General features: G+C 67.8%; 17 protein-coding genes. 6 read left to right on the forward strand and 11 right to left on the reverse strand.

Annotated features, from left to right (window positions below; genetic code table 11):
- Positions 1–204: 204 nt before the first annotated feature.
- From PSPA7_RS07765 to PSPA7_RS07790, 6 genes are all read left to right on the forward strand, one after another.
- Positions 205–414: a heavy-metal-associated domain-containing protein gene (locus PSPA7_RS07765; RefSeq protein ID WP_012074787.1), complete on the forward strand. Its 210-nt coding sequence runs from the start codon at positions 205–207 to the stop codon at positions 412–414.
- Between the two features lie 387 nt (positions 415–801).
- Positions 802–1,839 carry an HOASN domain-containing protein gene (locus tag PSPA7_RS07770; protein ID WP_003157206.1) on the forward strand — a complete coding sequence of 346 codons (1,038 nt, stop codon included), beginning with the start codon at positions 802–804 and terminating at the stop codon, positions 1,837–1,839.
- Between the two features lie 33 nt (positions 1,840–1,872).
- Complete coding sequence (locus PSPA7_RS07775) at positions 1,873–2,859, forward strand: HOASN domain-containing protein (RefSeq protein WP_012074789.1); 987 nt, start codon at positions 1,873–1,875, stop codon at positions 2,857–2,859.
- Positions 2,860–2,888: 29 nt separating this feature from the next.
- Entirely contained in the window at positions 2,889–4,322 is a 1,434-nt protein-coding gene (locus tag PSPA7_RS07780; protein ID WP_012074790.1) for a class-II fumarase/aspartase family protein, read from the forward strand.
- A complete protein-coding gene (locus PSPA7_RS07785; protein WP_012074791.1) occupies positions 4,322–5,773 on the forward strand; it encodes a class-II fumarase/aspartase family protein in 1,452 nt (483 codons plus the stop codon). The genes PSPA7_RS07780 and PSPA7_RS07785 overlap by 1 nt, the downstream gene beginning before the upstream one ends.
- 49 nt (positions 5,774–5,822) lie before the next feature.
- A complete protein-coding gene (locus PSPA7_RS07790) occupies positions 5,823–6,896 on the forward strand; it encodes a class I SAM-dependent methyltransferase (RefSeq protein WP_012074792.1) in 1,074 nt (357 codons plus the stop codon).
- A 138-nt stretch (positions 6,897–7,034) separates the two neighbouring features.
- Here PSPA7_RS07790 and PSPA7_RS07795 read toward each other — a convergent pair whose 3' ends face one another.
- The 11 genes from PSPA7_RS07795 to PSPA7_RS07845 all read right to left on the reverse strand — a co-directional run bounded on the left by PSPA7_RS07795 (position 7,035) and on the right by PSPA7_RS07845 (position 16,492).
- Positions 7,035–7,214 carry a PA3496 family putative envelope integrity protein gene (locus PSPA7_RS07795; protein WP_003157203.1) on the reverse strand — a complete coding sequence of 60 codons (180 nt, stop codon included), beginning with the start codon at positions 7,212–7,214 and terminating at the stop codon, positions 7,035–7,037.
- 108 nt (positions 7,215–7,322) lie between these two features.
- On the reverse strand, positions 7,323–7,961 hold the full coding sequence (nth, locus tag PSPA7_RS07800; protein WP_003157202.1) for an endonuclease III: 639 nt from the start codon (positions 7,959–7,961) through the stop codon (positions 7,323–7,325).
- Complete coding sequence (locus PSPA7_RS07805; protein WP_012074793.1) at positions 7,958–8,677, reverse strand: electron transport complex subunit E; 720 nt, start codon at positions 8,675–8,677, stop codon at positions 7,958–7,960. The genes nth and PSPA7_RS07805 overlap by 4 nt, the downstream gene beginning before the upstream one ends.
- Positions 8,670–9,311: an electron transport complex subunit RsxG gene (rsxG, locus tag PSPA7_RS07810; protein ID WP_012074794.1), complete on the reverse strand. Its 642-nt coding sequence runs from the start codon at positions 9,309–9,311 to the stop codon at positions 8,670–8,672. Before rsxG ends, PSPA7_RS07805 begins: the two co-directional genes overlap by 8 nt.
- On the reverse strand, positions 9,311–10,345 hold the full coding sequence (locus PSPA7_RS07815) for an RnfABCDGE type electron transport complex subunit D (RefSeq protein ID WP_012074795.1): 1,035 nt from the start codon (positions 10,343–10,345) through the stop codon (positions 9,311–9,313). Before PSPA7_RS07815 ends, rsxG begins: the two co-directional genes overlap by 1 nt.
- Complete coding sequence (gene rsxC, locus PSPA7_RS07820; RefSeq protein WP_012074796.1) at positions 10,342–12,672, reverse strand: electron transport complex subunit RsxC; 2,331 nt, start codon at positions 12,670–12,672, stop codon at positions 10,342–10,344. The genes PSPA7_RS07815 and rsxC overlap by 4 nt, the downstream gene beginning before the upstream one ends.
- A complete protein-coding gene (gene rsxB / locus PSPA7_RS07825) occupies positions 12,669–13,235 on the reverse strand; it encodes an electron transport complex subunit RsxB (RefSeq protein ID WP_003158081.1) in 567 nt (188 codons plus the stop codon). The genes rsxC and rsxB overlap by 4 nt, the downstream gene beginning before the upstream one ends.
- Positions 13,232–13,816 carry an electron transport complex subunit RsxA gene (rsxA, locus tag PSPA7_RS07830; RefSeq protein ID WP_003158080.1) on the reverse strand — a complete coding sequence of 195 codons (585 nt, stop codon included), beginning with the start codon at positions 13,814–13,816 and terminating at the stop codon, positions 13,232–13,234. The genes rsxB and rsxA overlap by 4 nt, the downstream gene beginning before the upstream one ends.
- Positions 13,817–13,944: 128 nt before the next feature.
- Positions 13,945–14,382 carry a Tsi3 family protein gene (locus PSPA7_RS07835; protein WP_003158079.1) on the reverse strand — a complete coding sequence of 146 codons (438 nt, stop codon included), beginning with the start codon at positions 14,380–14,382 and terminating at the stop codon, positions 13,945–13,947.
- The gene (tse3, locus tag PSPA7_RS07840) at positions 14,379–15,605 is read right to left on the reverse strand and encodes a type VI secretion system effector muramidase Tse3 (protein ID WP_012074797.1); all 1,227 of its coding nucleotides are present in this window, start codon (positions 15,603–15,605) and stop codon (positions 14,379–14,381) included. Before tse3 ends, PSPA7_RS07835 begins: the two co-directional genes overlap by 4 nt.
- Before the next feature lie 86 nt (positions 15,606–15,691).
- Complete coding sequence (locus PSPA7_RS07845) at positions 15,692–16,492, reverse strand: DUF4349 domain-containing protein (RefSeq protein ID WP_012074798.1); 801 nt, start codon at positions 16,490–16,492, stop codon at positions 15,692–15,694.
- Positions 16,493–16,523 lie beyond the last annotated feature (31 nt).

The raw sequence follows: 16,523 nt of genomic DNA on the forward strand, positions 1-16,523 counted from the left end.
AGGGCCTTCAGGCGCTCTCGCATATTGTTTGGCTGCTTTGGAATGTATTTGTCTTTTTCGTTTTCGCTCCGCTCATTTATAGGATGGAGAACTATCCATATAACTCTTTTTAAATATGCGTGACCTGAGAATTTTATGAGTTGACCTTGTCACCGTGGCAAGTTTCATAGTGTCCGGGAGTTGTTAATCCAATCGGAGGTAGCGATGTTTTCCCTGCATATTCCCAATATGTCCTGTGGCGGCTGCGCCAGATCCGTCACCCAGGTCCTGCTCAGCGTCGACCCGCAGGCGCGCGTCGAAACCGATCCACCCCGGCGCGAGGCCAGGGTCGAAAGCACGCTGGACAAGCGCGCCTTCCTGGCGGCGCTGAGCGAGGCCGGCTATCCGGAGGGGCATCAGGAAGGTCGGGGCTAGCATCGCCGTGGCAGCCCATGGTGGCGGTTGTTCCGTTTGGGTTGTGGTGAAAATGATTTTCATTAAATACCTGCCCGTTATATGCCATCAATGGCGAAAAGCTATTGCGAAAGGCACACTTCGGCCTTTGTAAACAAATATTTCAGAATGCTCGAAGGTGACATTTATGTGAATGCAGAAAAGCGCTGATCGAGAATCCGGAAAGATATGCGCAAGCGCGCCGAGAGGCCTTTGTTCCGGGGTTTCGGGCAGTGTGGAGAGTATTGCGAAGAGGCTCTTTCGGTGAACCGGATCGGTCACCGGAAAGGGCTTTTTCGTTGCTTGACCTTGCCACCGTGGCAAGCTTTACGGTCGCCCCGCACAACAACAAAAACAAGGGTGATCCATATGACTTCCAAGTCGTCACAGCAATGCTGCAGTTCATCTTCCGATATCGCTGCCCGCACCGCGCGGACACTGTCGGATCCCGCCCGCAATGCATCGGCCCTGCTCGCCGAGGCATTGAAACCCGAAGCTTCCCTGGACCAGGTCACGCTCGCGCTGGAGGCTATCCTCGCGGTCACGGCCAAGGGCCTGGATGGCGACGCGGCCGCCTACGCGCAGTACCAGTCCCTGCTCCTGGAACTGCACGTCGCCGGTGATCCACGCACGGAGCCGACCCGCCGCTGGATGGCGAGTCAGGTCTATCGGGTCGAGGATCGCTTCGCGCCCGAGCCGGCCGGTTTCGCCGCCGTCCCGGTGGAGGAGTTCCGCAAGAAGGTCGATGCCGAGATCGAGGCGCGCAGCCGGGTGCGGCATCCCATGTCGGTCCACCTGTTCCAGGGCACGCCGCCGGTCGAGGACGTGCGCTTCTTCCTCGAACACCACTGGACCCGTTCCTACAACTTCTACAGCCTCCTCGCGGAGCTGGCTTTCCGCTTCGAGGATATCGAAGACGCCTCGGTGTTCTATCGCAACCTCTATGGCGAGGCCGGGGCGGAAAACCCGGAGCGTTCGCACCCCGCGCTGCTGTCCCACCTGATGACCTACTTCGACATCCCGCTGCGCATCGACTTCCCGGCGCTGCACCCGTTGGAGAAGGCCTACCTCAACAACCGCATCCGCTGCGTGCGTCACACCGATGTCGCCTGGGGCCTCGCGCTGCTGTACGCGGTCGAGTCGGTGAGCTGCGTCAACCACCGGCGCATCTATGAACTCCTGCAGCGCCTCGGCGTGCCCGAGCAACCCAGCGAGTTCCACCGCCTGCATGGTACCCAGGACGAGATCGACACCGAGGAGATGTGGGCGCTGATCGCCAAGTTCGCGCCGAGCGAAGACTTCCAGCGCAAGTTCATGCAGTCGCTGGCACGTCACTTCGAGATCAACCGCGCGTACTTCGATCTGCTCTGGGAACAGATGCAGGCGCATTCCCTGTCGATGGCCTGAGGCCGGTCCGGAAACAAGAACAAGGAATACAGGATGACTACTCGCAATTTTTCCCTGCATCAATTGCAGAACCTGCACCTCGATGAAGCGCGCATCGTCGCCGATGCGCTGGCGGCCAGCGCCACCGCGCGCCAGATCGAAAGCGCGGCGAGCGCGCTCGCCGCGCTGACCGAAAAGGCGCTCCAGGGCGACCGCCAGGCCTACGCCGCCTACCAGCAACTGCTCTACATTCTCTCGCTGAGCGACGACGTGCCTACCGCGCTGACCCGGCGCTGGCTGGCCAACGCCATCTATCGCGTGGAAGAGCGCTTCATGCCCGCCGCCGACCTGTCCACGGCGTTGTCCGAGGCGGATTTCCAGCAGCGCCTCGAACAGGAGATCGCCGCCCAGTCCCGCGAGCGGCACCCGATGTCGCAGTACGTGTTCTCCGGCTCGGCCTCCCGCGCGCAGCTCCAGGTATTCCTGCGCCATCAGTGGTTCCGCACCTTCCGCCTGTACCGGGACGCGGCCGACCTGCTGGTCAACCTGACCGACGTCGACGAGGCCGCGGCGCTTGCCCGCTATCTCTACGGCGAACTGGGCGAGGAGGACGAGAAAGGCTCGCACCCGCGCCTGCTGGCCAAGCTGCTCGAGGCCATCGGCCTGGAGGCGGACTTCCAGGCCGTCTCGACGATGCCCGAGGAGATCGCCTACCTGAACAACCGTGCCCGTTCCTTCCGACATCCGGAGGCCGGCTGGGGCCTGGCGGTGTTCTACATCACCGAGCTGGTGGTGCCGGGGAACCACGAGAAGCTCTATCGGGCCCTGCTCCAGGCCGGCCTGAGCGAAGACGCGGCGGAGTACTACAAGATCCATATCAGTCTCGTACCGCCGCGGGCCAAGCGCGAGTGGCAGCTCATCGCCAGGCGGATTCCCGACGTGGCGTTCCAGAATGCGTTCCTGACCTCGCTGGCGCAGCACTTCCGGGTGGAAAGGGCCTACTACGACGCGATCTGGGAAGAAATGCAGCGCGTGAAGTGACCTCCCCGGGACAAAGCGAGCACTGAAAAATGCCGAGTCATATTACGGAATCCCGTATACACGGGGGCGCCTACTCGTCCCCGGCATTCGCCGCGATCTTCTCCGACGCCAACCAGGTGCAGAAGTGGCTGGATGTCGAGCGGGCCCTGGCGGCGACCCAGGCCGAGCTGGGCCTCATACCCCACGAGGCGGCGCAGGAAATCGCCCGGGTCGCCCGGGTGGAGCGCTTCGACCTGGCGGCACTGGGTCGCGAAAGCCTGGAGACCGGGCACCTGCTGGTGCCCACGATCCGGGCGCTGGCCAGGGCCTGCGAGGGTGGCCGGGGGGAGTACGTGCACTATGGCGTGACCACCCAGGACATCCTCGATACCGGCCTGATCCTGCAGGTCAAGGAAGCCTGGGGCCATGCGCTGGGCCTGCTGCATTCGATCCGTGGCCATCTGCTGGCGCTCGCCCTGCGCCACAGGCACACCCCGATGGTGGCGCGGACCCATGGGCAGCAGGCGCTGCCCACGACGTTCGGCTACAAGGTCGCGGTCTGGGTCGATGAGATCGACCGACACCTGGCGCGCTTCGACGAGGCGCGCGAGCGGGTGCTGGTCGGCAACCTCACCGGCGCCGTGGGTACCCTGGCCGCGTTCGGCGCGCAGGGCTTCGAGATCCAGCGGCGGACCCTCGCCAGGCTCGGCCTCGGCGCGCCGCTGACCAGTTGGCACAGCGCCCGCGACCGGGTGCTGGAAGCCGCCTGGTTGCTGGTTCAGGTGTCGCTGACGCTGGGCCGGGTGGCTACCGAGGTCTACCACCTGCAGCGCAGCGAGATCGACGAACTGCGCGAGCCTGCCCGGCCGGGGCAGGTGGGCAGCAGCACCATGCCACACAAGCAGAACCCGTCGACGGTCGACCTGATCAGCGCGCTGTCGCGCCTGGTGCGCTCGCAGATGGTCGCGCTCACCGACGCCGCGTTCCAGTTGCACGAGCGCGACGGCACGACCTGGCGCATCGAATGGGCGGCGTTGCCGGAGCTGTTCGTCTACGCCGGTGCCTTGCTGACGCGCATGGAGGCGCTGCTGGCCGAAGGGCTGGAGGTCCGCGAGGAACGCATGCGCGCCAACCTCGACCTGCTCGGCGGCCTGATCCTGTCGGAGCGGGTCATGCTCGCCCTGGCCGGACAGTTCGGCAAGCAGAGCGCCCATGAGCTGCTCCACGAGGTGTCCCTGGCGTCCGCGCGACAGGGCGTCCCGTTTCGCGAAGCGCTGCTCGCGCACCCGCGCCTGCGCGGTTGCTTCCCGGCGCAGACGCTCGAAGCGCTGCTCGATCCGCTCGGTTATGTCGGCCTCGCGGCGGACATGGTCGACCTGGTCGCCGGCAAACCTCACGCCAACGCCTCGGGCGAAGGCCCTGTAGGCATGGCGGATTCCCAAGGAAATCCCAATCAGTCCCTGTACGTGATGGAGGATAGGTGATGGATGCTGAAACCCTGGAAATGCTTGCCCGTTCCTCGTGCACCGCGCATCCGCAAGGCTTCGGCGACACGCCGGAGGAGGGCGGTTGCCAGCACGAGCACAGCCACATCGTGGACTCGAAGACCCATGGCGGAGGCTACGCCGGCCCGGTGAGCCGGCGCATCTTCTGCAGTCACTGCCGCCTGCAGCGCTGGCTCGACGTGGAAGCCGCGCTGGCGCTGGCGCAGGCCGACGTCGGCATCATTCCCCGCGAGGCGGCGCTGGAGATCGCCCGCGCCGCCCGGCTGTCGGCGGTCGACCTGCGGCAGATCGCCGAGGGCGTGGCGACCACCGGGCATTCGCTGATGCCGCTGCTTGGCGCCCTGCAGAAGAACTGCGGCGCCAGCGCCCGCGAGTACGTGCACTTCGGCGCCACCACCCAGGACATCCAGGACACCGCCCAGTCCCTGGAGATGCGCGATGTGCTGGATGAGACCGAGCGCGCCCTGGACCGCCTGCTGGAGCGGCTCGCGACGCTGGCCAGCGGCAAGCGCGATGCCCTTATGGTCGCCAGGACCCACTCGATCCCGGCCCTGCCGACCACCTTCGGCCTGAAGGTGGCCGGCTGGATCGACGAGCTGTTGCGCCACCGCGAGCGCCTGGGCGAGGCGCGCAAGCGGATCCTCGTGGTGCAGCTGTTCGGCGGCGTCGGCACCATGGCCGCCTTCGGCGCCGAGGCCATGGCGCTGCTGGAGCGCTTCGCCAGCCGGTTGGCGCTGGATGTGCCGCTCGCCGGCTGGCACGTGTCGCGCGACCGGGTCACCGAGTTCGTCAGTACGCTGGCGATGGTCACCGCCTCCCTGGCGCGGATCGCGGACGAGATCCGCACCCTCAACCGCTGGGAGATCGGCGAGTTGGAGGTGGGCTGGACGCAGCAGCAGATCGGCAGCAGCACCATGCCGCACAAGCGCAATCCGGAAGGCTGCGAGCAGGTCGTGGTGCTCGCGCGGCTGGCCAAGGCCCAGGTCATGCTTGCGCTGGACGCGATGATCCTCGAGCACGAGCGGGACTACCGCGGCACGCGCCTGGAGTGGTGCGCGGTCGCCGACGTGTCGCACTACGCGCTGATGGCGATGTCGCTGCTGGACGACACCATCGGCGGGCTCACCGTCCACGACGAGGCCATGGCGCGCACGGCCGACGCCTATAGCGATGCGATCTGCACCGAGGCGTTCGTGTTCGAGATGGCCAAGCAGCTGGGCAAGAGCAGCGCCTACGAAATCATCTTCGAGATCACCCAGGCCTGCCAGCGCAAGCGCATCCCGATGCGCCAGGCGCTCGAGTCCGACCCGCGGGTGAGCGCGGTCATGCCGAAGGAAACCCTGGCCAGGCTGTTCGAACCCCGGACCCATCTGGGCATGGCCGGGACGATCGTCGACAACGTGCTGGACCGGGTCGCCAGCCATCACTGAAAAAGCCGCCGCCAGCGGCGGCGGACCTGCACGACAACGGAGAACAAGAATGACGAAGGCTAACGAAATCGAAACCGCGAAGGTCAAGCAGTTTTCCGCGCGGATAATGGAAGACTACGGCAACACCCTGCGCGGCGCGATGCTCTACATCGGCGACCGCCTGGGGCTGTTCAAGACGCTCGCCCATGGCCAGTGGGTGACCCTGGAGGAACTGGCGCAGCAGACCGGCTACACCCCCCGCTACCTGCGCGAATGGCTGGGCAGCATGGTCACCGGCAACTACCTGGCCTACGACCCGCAGACGCGGCGCTACCAGTTGCCGGCCGAGTTCGTCCCGGTGCTCGCCGACGAGGACTCGCCGTACTTCGCCGGCGGGATCATCCAGCTCAGCGTGCCGTTCGTGAGCATGGCGCCGAAGATCATCGAGGCCTTCCGCTGTGGCGGCGGCTGCCCCGAGGAGTCCTTCCCGCTGGAAACCTGGGAAGGCATGGAGCGCATGACCATGCCCTGGTACAAGCACTTCCTGGTGGAACACTGGATTCCCTCGCTGGATGGGGTCAAGGAAAAGCTCCAGGCCGGCGGCAGCGTGCTCGACTTCGGCTGCGGCAGCGGCCTGGCGGCGATCATGATGGCCAAGGCGTTCCCCGAGGCCCAGGTCTACGGCTGCGACTTCCACGGGCCATCCATCGAGCGCGCGCGAGCCAACGCCGAGGCCGCCGGGGTCGGTGACCGGGTGCGCTTCGAAGTCGCCGATTCGGACGCGCTGGCGGGCAAGAAGTTCGACTTCGTCACCACCTTCGTGGTGATCCACGACGCCACCGATCCGCAGCAGATGATGAAGGACCTGCGCGACTCCACCGCCGAGGACGGTACCTACCTGATGGTGGAGCTCAACCTGTCGCAGGAGCTGCACGAGAACATGAACCTGTTCGGCCGCGTGATGTACCCGCAGAGCACGCTGTATTGCATGACCTGCTCGCTGTCGCACGGTGGCGAAGGACTCGGCGCCTTCATGGGCGAGGACCGCGCCCGGCAGATGGCCGAGGCCGCCGGTTTCAGCCGCTTCCGCAAGGTGCCTTCGGAGTGGCCGCCGCTGCCGGCGCTGTTCGAACTGCGACCCTGAGGTCGGATCCCGGGACCGCGCCGGGCGCGTTCCCGGGAGCTTCCTGGGGCAAAGCCTCGCTCCGGCGGCGTTTTCGAACTGGCAGAAAAAACGAAGCCCCGCCAGTTGCGGGGCTTGCTTGCGTGCCGGCGGCAGGGCTCAGAGGTCGAAATCGTAGTCCGACAGCTGGCGCTGCAGGCGGCGCTCTTCCAGCAGGTTGTCGATGATGCGACGCTTGGTCAGGTTGGTCTTGGCCACCTCGACCCCGGTCTCCTCGCCGTCATCCTCTTCAACGCCGGCGTCGTCGTCGATCTCGAGTTCTTCTTTGGCTTTTGCCATGACATTCACTCCAACTTATGGGGTGGTAATGGCGCACCTTATAGCGACAAAGCCGTGACTGGTAAAAAAGATTTTTTCAATCGTAAAGATAAGATTCCGAATAGTTGATCAATCGTCGGAAGTCTTGTGCCTGTATTCGCACAGGTCCTCGATCCGGCAGCTTCCGCACTGTGGCTTGCGAGCCTTGCAGACGTAGCGGCCATGCAGGATCAACCAGTGGTGGGCGTCGAGCAGGTAGTCGCGCGGCACGAACTTCAGCAGTTTCTTTTCCACTTCCAGCACATTCTTTCCCGGCGCTATACCGGTGCGGTTGGCGACCCGGAAGATATGCGTGTCGACCGCCATGGTCGGTTGCCGGAAGGCAGTGTTGAGCACCACGTTGGCGGTCTTGCGCCCGACGCCAGGCAGGGCCTCGAGGTCCTCGCGGTTGTCCGGGACCTGGCTGCCGTGCTTCTCGATGAGGATCCTGCAGGTTTCGATGACGTTCTTCGCCTTGCTGTTGAACAGGCCGATGGTCTTGATGTATTCCGACAGCCCCTCGACGCCGAGGGCGTATATCGCTTCCGGGGTATTGGCCACCGGGTAGAGGCGCGCGGTGGCCTTGTTCACCCCGACGTCGGTGGCCTGGGCGGAGAGGATCACCGCGATGAGCAGTTCGAAGGGCGTGGTGTAGGCCAGTTCGGTCCTGGGTTCTGGGTTGTCTTCGTGCAGTCGGCGGAAGATCTCCGCGCGCTTGGCGGCATTCATTCAATCACTCCGGTGACGCGGACGCGCTGGCGCTGGGGGCTGGCGGGTACGTCGCCCGCCTGCGCCCTGGCGCGTTCCGCCAGGCTTTCATCGATACGGTTCTTCAGGGCGATCAGCAGGCCGAGCATGATGAACGCGCCCGGCGGCAGGATCGCCAGCAGGAAGCCCTGGTAGTGCGGGAATATCTGGATCTTCCAGGTCTCCGCGGCCGGGCCGAACAGCAGTTGCATGTCGGCCAGCAGGGTACCCTGGCCGAGCAGTTCGCGCAGGCCGCCCAGGACCAGCAGCACCAGGGCGAAGCCGAGGCCGGTCAGCAGCCCGTCGAAGCTGGCGCGCAGCACGCCGTTCTTCGCCGCGAAGGCTTCGGCGCGGCCGAGGATCACGCAGTTGGTGGTGATCAGCGGGATGAAGATGCCGAGGATCTGGTACAGCTCGTAGGTCCAGGCCTGCATCAGCAGTTCGATGCAGGTGGTCAGCGCGGCGATGATCATGACGAATGCCGGCAGGCGGATCGCCTCGCTGACCGCGCCGCGCACCAGCGACACGGCGGCGTTGGAGCAGACCAGCACGAGCAGGGTGGCCAGGCCCAGGCCGAGGGCGTTGACCGTCGAGTTGCTGGTGCCTAGCAGCGGGCACAGGCCGAGCAACTGGACCAGGCCCGGGTTGTTGCGCCACAGGCCGTCGCGGGCGATCTCGCGCAAGCCTTGCTCACTCATGTCCGGCGGCCTCCTCGGGGGCGAGCAGGCGCTCGCGGTTGGCGTCGAAGTACTGCAGGGCCCGATGCACGGCGCGGACCACGGCGCGTGGGGTGACGGTGGCGCCGGCGAACTGGTCGAACGCGCCGCCGTCCTTCTTCACCGCCCAGCCGGACGGCCCCGGGTCGTCCAGGCTCCGACCGTCGAAACCGTGCACCCAGGGGCTCCTGGCCAGTTCGATGCGGTCGCCGAGCCCAGGGGTTTCCTTGTGCGCCACCACGCGCACGCCGAGCAGCCGGCCCTGGGCGCCGACCCCGACCAGCAACCGGATGGCGCCGCTGTAGCCGTCCGGTGCGCTGGCCTGGAGGATCACCGCGCTGGCCGCGCCGCGCAGGCGGGCGACGTAGGCCGGGTGCGGGGTGTCCAGGCCGAGCAGCGCTGGCGCGAAGGTCTCCACCTGGCTGTCCAGCGGATGGTTGTCGTAGCTGCCCGGCGGCAGCAGCTCCAGCAGGGCGCGTCCGCGCGCCTCGCGCTGGGACTCGGCGATACGCTGCGCGGTGACCTGGTGGACCAGCGCCACCAGGCCCACCGTGACCAGCGCGAACATCCCCAGCAGGAGGGCGTTCTTCGCCATCGAGCGCATGGCGGCATCCATCAGTCACCCCTCCGGAAGCCGCGCTCGGCCTTGCGGTGGCCGTAGGTGCGCGGCCGGGTGTAGTAGTCGATGGTCGGCGCCGCCAGGTTCATCAGCAGCACGGCGAACGCCACGCCGTCCGGGTAGCCGCCCCAGGCGCGGATAAGGTAGGTGAGCACGCCGACGCCGAGACCGAAGAGCAGCCGGCCGCGATTGCTGGTGGCGCCGGACACCGGGTCGGTGACGATGAAGAAGGCGCCGAGCATGGTCGCCCCGCTGAACAGGTGGAACAGCGGCGAACCATGGGAATCGGAGCCGGAACCGTTCCAGAACAGCAGGCTCATGGCGAACAGGCCGGCGAGCATGCCCAGCGGCGCGTGCCAGGTGAACAGCCGGCGCCAGAGCAGGAACAGGCCGCCGAGGAGGAATGCCAGGTTGACCCACTCGCCGCCGGCGCCGCCGAGGTGGCCGAAGGCCGGATCGGCGGCGAACAGCTCGTCGACGGTCAGGCTGCGGTCGGTCTTCAGCACGTCGAGGGCGGTGGCGTGAGCCCAGGCGTCCGGCTGCACAGCCAGGCCGAGGAAGGCGTGGAGGCTGTCGGCCAGGCCGGGTGCGCTGCCCGGGGAGGGCCAGCGGGTCATTTCCAGGGGGAACGAGACCAGCGCCACGACGTAGCCGAGCATCGCCGGGTTGAACGGGTTCTGCCCGAGGCCGCCGTACAGGTGCTTGCCGAATATCAGGGCGAAACCGGTCGCCACCAGGGTCAGCAACCAGGGCGCGCAGGGCGGCAGGGCGACGGCCAGGAGCAGGGCGGTGACCAGCGCGCTGCCGTCCTTGAGGAACATCCCCGGCGGACGTTTGCGCAGGGCCAGCATGGCGGCTTCGCAGGCCAGCGCGACGAGGCCGGCCCAGGCCAGGTTGAGCAGGGTGCCCGCGCCGTACAACCAGGTCAGCGTGAACAGGCCGGGCACGCAGGCGCCGAGCACCAGGCGCATGATCGCCGGGGTGCGCAGGGGGCCGCGGATATGGGGCGAGGTGGGGCGGGGCAGGGTCATGGTCTCTCCGTGCCGTGTTCGGCCAGTGCCCGCTCGGCGGCGTCCAGGCGTGCGCGGGCGGCGTCGAGGACGGCGGGATCGGCGTTCGCCAGGCGTTCGAGCTTCTTCAGGCCGGCGCGGGCATAGGCCAGTTCGGTCTTCAGCTCGCGGGTGCGCGGGTCGACCGCGCGCTTGTCGATCCGTACCAGGTCGGGCGCCGGCCTGCCGCAGGCATCCTCGGCGGCGTGCAGGTCGCGCTCGGCGGCTTGCAGCTCGCCGCGCAGGCGTTCCAGCTCGCTGTCCATCACGCCGGCCTGTTCGGCTTTCTGCAGCGCCGCACGCTTGCCGACCAGGGCGATCTTCGCCCGCTTCAGCGCGGCCTGGCCGTCGTCGCGGGGCTCGATGGGCCTGGGAGAACTGCGTTCGAGGCGGGCGAGAGCGTCTTCGCAGCGCTCGACCTCGGCGCGCAGCGTGGCCAGGATCGCCTGCTGTTCGGCGCTGGGCGTATCGCCGAAAGCCTTCTCCGAGCGCTTGAGCTGGGCCCGGGCCATGGCGGCCTGGACCTTGGCCTGCTTCAACGCGGCCTCGTCGTCGAACGTGGCAGCCGGCGCGGCGGGCTCGTCGCGCGGCGGGCTGGCCTGGGCATCGGCCAGGGCCCTGTCGGCGGCCTCGGCGGCGGCGCGCAGCTCGGCGACCAGGCCGTGCTGTTCCGGGGTGTCGTGGCTGAGCAGCTGTTTCTCGGCCTTCTTCAGGGCCACCCGGGCCATGCTCGCTTCGATCTTCAGTCGCTTCAGCCGCTCGCTGCCGCTACCGGCCTGATTGCGCGCCCTGGCCCGCTCGATCGCCGCCTGGACCGGGTCGGCCGCCGCGACGGGTGTGGCTGCCTCGCGTTCGGCCTGGGCGGCGCGTACCCGCGCGGCTTTTTCCGCCCGCTCGGCCCGTTCGGCCGCCCGGTGCTCCTCGTCGCGCGTCAGGCGCGCCTGGCGCTGCTCGAAGCGTTCGCGGGACTGCTCGGCCTTGCGCAGTTTCTGCCGCTGCTCGCGGATCTGCGCCTTGGACGCGCGGTAGTACTGCACCAGCGGGATGTCCGACGGGCAGATGTAGGCGCAGGCGCCGCACTCGATGCAGTCGAACAGGTGGTGGGCCAGCAGTTGTTCGTGCTCGCCGCCCAGGGCGAAGAAATGCAACTGTTGCGGCAACAGGCTCGCCGGGCAGACCTGCGCACAGTCGCCGCAGCGGATGCACGGCATGGCCGGCGGCGACGGCGGCAGTTCGCTGGCATCGCCGGCGAGCAGGCAGTTGCAGGTCTTGACCAGCGGCACCGAGAGATCGGGCAGGGCGAAGCCCATCATCGGCCCGCCCATCAGCACGCGCTGCAGGCGCTCCGCGGCGAGGCCGGCGAAGGCCAGCAGCTCGTTGACCGGGGTGCCGATCAACGCCTCGACATTCATCGGCCGCGCCAGGGCCTTGCCGGTGAGGGTGACGATCCGCGAGATCAGCGGGCGGCCGAGGAACACCGCGTCATGCACGGCGGCCAGGGTGCCGACGTTCTGGCAGAGGATGCCGATGTCCGCCGGCAGGCCGTCGGCCGGGACTTCCTGGCCGGTAAGCAGCTGGATCAGCTGGCGCTCGCCGCCGGAGGGATAGCGGCTCGGCAGGACGACGATGCGGTAGGGCCGTTCGCCGAGCGCGGCGCCGAGGGCGGCGATGGCTTCCGGTTTGTCGTCCTCGACGCCGATCAGCACTTCTTCGGGCTCCAGGATCCGCGCCAGGATGTCGATGCCGCCCAGCACACGTGTGGCGCGCTCGCGCATCAGCAGGTCGTCGGCGCTGATGTAGGGTTCGCATTCGGCGCCGTTCACCACCAGCGTATGAATCCTTTCCGCCGGGCGCGCAGCCAGCTTGGCCGCGGTGGGGAAACCGGCGCCGCCGAGGCCGCCGATGCCGGCGGCGCGGATGCGTTCGAGCAGCGCCGGCGGGCTTTCGAGGCGGAAGTCGGGGCACGGCTGCAACTCGGTCCAGCGGTCCTCGCCGTCACTGTCGATGACGATGGCCGGCGCCGGCAGGCCGGAGGCGTGCGGGTAGGGCTGTTCGCCGATGGCGACCACGCGGCCCGAGGTCGGCGCATGCAGCGCCGCGCTGAGGCTGCCGTCGGCCAGGGCGATGGTCTCGCCCTTGAGCACCGCCTGGCCGACTTCCACGCAGGGCCGCGCCGGCGCGCCCATGTGCTGGGCGAGTGGCACGACGTAGCGCTGCGCCAGCGGCGCCTGCTGGATCGGCAGGGCGGTGGACTGGCGCTTGTTGGCCGGCAGCCGGAGGCCGCCGGGGAAATCGTGCAGGGCATTCATGCGGCCCGCTCCCGGTCGCTGGCGATCAGTCGCGGCGACGGCGGCGGCCACTTCCAGTGGCGCACGTCGGGAGCGATTTCGCGCATCTCGATGCAGTCCACCGGGCAGGGTTCCAGGCACAGGTCGCAACCGGTGCATTCGTCGGCGATCACCGTGTGCATCAGCCGCGCCGCGCCGACGATGGCATCCACCGGGCAAGCCTGGATGCACTTGGTGCAGCCGATGCATTCGGCCTCGCGGATGTAGGCCACCCGCGGCGGGGTTTCCTCGGCGGCGTCGAGCGGCTCGGGCTCGAGGTCGAGCAGGTCGGCGAGGGCCTGGATGGTCGCCTCGCCGCCCGGCGGGCACTTGTTGATCCTGTCGCCGGCGGCGATCGCCTCGGCGTAGGGCTTGCAGCCGGGGTAGCCGCACTGGCCGCACTGCGTCTGCGGCAGCAGGGCGTTGACCCGCTCGGCCACCGGGTCGCCCTGCACGCGCAAGCGCACCGCGGCATAGCCGAGCAGCGCGCCGCTGGCCAGGCAGATCGGCAGGAGCACGCCGATCGCCAGGAGTACGCCGTTCATGGCCGGATCAGCCCGCTGAAGCCCATGAACGCCAGGGACATCAGGCCGGCGGTGATCATGCCGATGGCCGCTCCGCGAAACGGCGCCGGCACGTCGGCGATGGCGATGCGCTCGCGCAGGGCGGCGAACAGCACCAGCACCAGGGAGAAGCCCAGGCCGGCGCCGAAGCCTTGGGTGGTGGCCTCGAGGAATCCGTACTCGGCCCTGTTGGCGTTGAGCAGGGCGACGCCGAGGACGATGCAGTTGGTGGTGATCAGCGGCAGGAAGATACCGAGCACCCGGTACAGCAACGGGCTGGTCTTCTTCACCAGCATCTCGGTGAACTGCACGACCACCGCGATCACCAGGATGAAACCGATGGTGCGCAGGAATTCCAGGTCCAGCGGGCGCAGCACGTAGCGCTGCAGGATGTAGCTGCAGATCGCCGCGAGAGTCAGGACGAAGGTGGTGGCCAGGGACAGCCCGATGGCCGTCTCGATCTTCCGCGACACGCCCATGAACGGGCACAGGCCGAGGAACTGTACCAGGACAAAGTTGTTGACCAGGATGGCACTGACCAGGATCAGGGCGAGTTCAGTCATACGCGGGGCATTCGTTGCAGGGCTGGGCCGGGAAAATCGCCTATTATCGGGCCGGATTGCCCTGCAAGGCTAGCGCAAACGCGTAGGAAAGAGGGGAGACAGGCCGTCGCGCCATCTCCCTCCGCCGATCATTGCAGCCTGGCCCGCTCCAGCAGCGCCCAGGCCAGGGCGAAGGCCGGCTCGCCATCCTCGCTCTGTTCGCTGGCGCTGACCACGATCCACTGGCCGCCAGCCGGCTTGGCCGCCCACAGGTGGTATTCGCTGCCGGCCGAGCCGCCGGCGTCTTCCTCGATCGCATAGCGCGCTTCGCCGCTGTCCAGGCGTCTGCTCGCCAGGCCGGCGCGCGGCGCCGTGTCCTCGCGGCCGAGCTCCAGCCGCCGCGGATTGCGCAGGTCGCCGCCTTCATCGAAGCGGAAACCGTCGGCGGTCCGTCGCGCGTCGAAACCGACCGGGCGCTCCACCACCAGGCCGTTCGGGTGGACCAGGGGCTTGTCGAACTCGATCCCGGACTCCACGGTGCAGGCCGGCAGGACGAGGCTGGCGATCAACAGGGCGAGTGTCTTCATGGGAACCTCATTGCGGGGTCGAGGAAGGTGGCGTAGGCATCGTCGACGAACATCGGCCAGCCCGGCGACAGGTTGTCGTCCCAGGGCCGCGAAGTGTATTCCGAGGCCAGCGCGCGGATATTGTCCCGTGGCCAGTTGCGCGGATTGCCGGCGTAGGCGCGCAGATCGATGGTGGGAAACGCGCTCCGGGTCTTTGGCAGCCTGCGCAGGTCCTGCTGCGCCGCCAGGTTGGCGACGTAGCGGATGTAGCGGGCGGTGGCGAAGATGTTGAACTCGTCGGAAGCCAGCAGGGTGGCGATCGCCTTGCGCGACAGGCCGCGGCGCACCGGCTGGGCGAGCAGGTCGGTGAACAGCTCGTACTTGATCGCGGTGGAGACCACCACCTGGCCGAGGCCGATGGAGGTGTTGGCGCCCTTGAGGCTGACCGCCGCCTGATAGTCCTTGGCGTCTTCGTCGCGGGTCTGGTCGCGTTGCTCGGCGAGGATGATCGCGCCGATCAGTTGCGGTGTCAGGTCGTACTTGCGCGCGGCGGCGGACATGACCTTGGCCCGCGACGGCGGGTTGCCCGGATAGGCGTCGGGGAACAGCGTGCTGATCGGCTGGCCGACCAGCGTCTGTGCCTGGTTCAGCTTGTCTTGCGGCGACAGCTGGCTCAGGTAGGCGCCCAGGTCGCGGAGCGGGTTGCTGTACTTGGTGACGGTCGCCGGGTCCTTGTTGAGCAGCTTGAACTGGTCGCCGAGGGCGATGGACGGCAGGTCGGTCGGATTGACGCCGGTGGCGCCGACCCCGCTGAACGGACCCTGGATCGCCTGGCTGGCCACCCCGGTGGCGCCGGCCGCGGCGAAGCCCAGGCGGCCGGCGGCGTCGGCGAGGTCGGCGCAGATGTCGAAGAAGGTGATGGTGGGGAAGTAGATCCAGTTGTCGGTCTGGGTACCCAGGGGATTGTTGATCAGGCTGCGGAGCAAGGCATTGCGTGCCTGGTAGCGCTGCAGGGTGGTGCGCCCGGCGATGCTGGCGATCAGCGAGCGCGCCAGTTCCGGCGGGCCCACCCGCTGGAACAGCTTGATCAGTGAGCCGCTCTTGTCGAGTGCGGCGATGGTCGCATCGGGCACGTTGTCGTTGCGGATCGCGGCGATCACCCGGCGGGCTTCCTGGCGGGTCACCTGCCAGTCGTCCCAGCTATAGGAAATCAGTGACTCGATCAGGTCGCTGGTGGCGGTCATCGGTCTTCCTCCTTGTGAGTTGCCAGGTCCGTCAGGCGGTCCTGGGCGAAAGAGCGGACCCTCCCGGTCCGCCCGTATGCCTGGGCTCAGCGCGCCTCGTTCTTGCCAGGCCGCCGCAGCCAGCGCCACAGGCCGCGCAGCAACAGGCCCAGCGGCAGCAGCACGACGAGGAACGGCAGGCTGTAGGCGAAGAACTTCATCGCGGCGATGGTGCCATCGACAAGGTCGTCGAGCAGTTGCCCGGCGGCCGTGGCGAGCTGGCCGAGGCGGCTGTCCGGCTGCGCTTCGCTGCTGAAGCTCAGGGTCAGCAGGTTGGTGGCGATGCGTCGCTGCTGCTGGGCGCCGGCCTGGGCGTTGTCGGCCAGTTGGGCCTCCACCGCGGCGATTTCCTTGGCCAGCGCCAGCAGGTCGGCGACGTTCATGTCCTTGCGTCCCTGGTATTGCTGCAGGGTCTGGTACTCGCGCTCCAGGCGCTCGCGCTGCTGGCGGGTGTCGGCGACCGCCTGGGCCAGGTCCTCGGCACGGGTCTGCCGGCTTTCCAGTGCGCCGCCCTCGGCGGCCGCGGCCACCAGCTTCTCGACGCCGTCCGGGACGATGCGCACGGTGAGTTCGGCGTAAGGGCCGATACCGCCGCGCTGCTCGATGGCGAGCACGTCGCACTGGCCGAAGCGCTCGCTGTTGCAGGCATCGCGGCTGGCGGCGAGTTGCGCGTCGATACGCGCGGCGGGCAGGCGGATGCCGACGCGGTGTTCGTAGGCGAGGGCAGTGCCGGGCTTGCCCGTCTCGCCCTGGAACCCGGCGTTGCCGGAAATGCGTTCGGCGTGTTCGCCGGAGCATCCGTAGAGCGCCGCCAGCAGGACGCCGGCGGCAAGCTTCCATGCGTTCATTCTATCGAGCCCTCCATGGCTTCGTGGTCTG

This window comes from Pseudomonas paraeruginosa PA7 (genome assembly GCF_000017205.1).
In the GTDB taxonomy this organism is placed as follows: domain Bacteria; phylum Pseudomonadota; class Gammaproteobacteria; order Pseudomonadales; family Pseudomonadaceae; genus Pseudomonas; species Pseudomonas paraeruginosa.

Bases quoted from the DNA above. Each gene is read 5' to 3' on its own strand.
- PSPA7_RS07765 (WP_012074787.1), top strand. From the start codon at position 205: ATGTTTTCCCTGCATATTCCCAATATGTCCTGTGGCGGCTGCGCCAGA.
- PSPA7_RS07770 (WP_003157206.1), top strand. From the start codon at position 802: ATGACTTCCAAGTCGTCACAGCAATGCTGCAGTTCATCTTCCGATATC.
- PSPA7_RS07775 (WP_012074789.1), top strand. From the start codon at position 1,873: ATGACTACTCGCAATTTTTCCCTGCATCAATTGCAGAACCTGCACCTC.
- PSPA7_RS07780 (WP_012074790.1), top strand. From the start codon at position 2,889: ATGCCGAGTCATATTACGGAATCCCGTATACACGGGGGCGCCTACTCG.
- PSPA7_RS07785 (WP_012074791.1), top strand. From the start codon at position 4,322: ATGGATGCTGAAACCCTGGAAATGCTTGCCCGTTCCTCGTGCACCGCG.
- PSPA7_RS07790 (WP_012074792.1), top strand. From the start codon at position 5,823: ATGACGAAGGCTAACGAAATCGAAACCGCGAAGGTCAAGCAGTTTTCC.
- PSPA7_RS07795 (WP_003157203.1), bottom strand. From the start codon at position 7,214: ATGGCAAAAGCCAAAGAAGAACTCGAGATCGACGACGACGCCGGCGTT.
- nth (WP_003157202.1), bottom strand. From the start codon at position 7,961: ATGAATGCCGCCAAGCGCGCGGAGATCTTCCGCCGACTGCACGAAGAC.
- PSPA7_RS07805 (WP_012074793.1), bottom strand. From the start codon at position 8,677: ATGAGTGAGCAAGGCTTGCGCGAGATCGCCCGCGACGGCCTGTGGCGC.
- rsxG (WP_012074794.1), bottom strand. From the start codon at position 9,311: ATGGATGCCGCCATGCGCTCGATGGCGAAGAACGCCCTCCTGCTGGGG.
- PSPA7_RS07815 (WP_012074795.1), bottom strand. From the start codon at position 10,345: ATGACCCTGCCCCGCCCCACCTCGCCCCATATCCGCGGCCCCCTGCGC.
- rsxC (WP_012074796.1), bottom strand. From the start codon at position 12,672: ATGAATGCCCTGCACGATTTCCCCGGCGGCCTCCGGCTGCCGGCCAAC.
- rsxB (WP_003158081.1), bottom strand. From the start codon at position 13,235: ATGAACGGCGTACTCCTGGCGATCGGCGTGCTCCTGCCGATCTGCCTG.
- rsxA (WP_003158080.1), bottom strand. From the start codon at position 13,816: ATGACTGAACTCGCCCTGATCCTGGTCAGTGCCATCCTGGTCAACAAC.
- PSPA7_RS07835 (WP_003158079.1), bottom strand. From the start codon at position 14,382: ATGAAGACACTCGCCCTGTTGATCGCCAGCCTCGTCCTGCCGGCCTGC.
- tse3 (WP_012074797.1), bottom strand. From the start codon at position 15,605: ATGACCGCCACCAGCGACCTGATCGAGTCACTGATTTCCTATAGCTGG.
- PSPA7_RS07845 (WP_012074798.1), bottom strand. From the start codon at position 16,492: ATGAACGCATGGAAGCTTGCCGCCGGCGTCCTGCTGGCGGCGCTCTAC.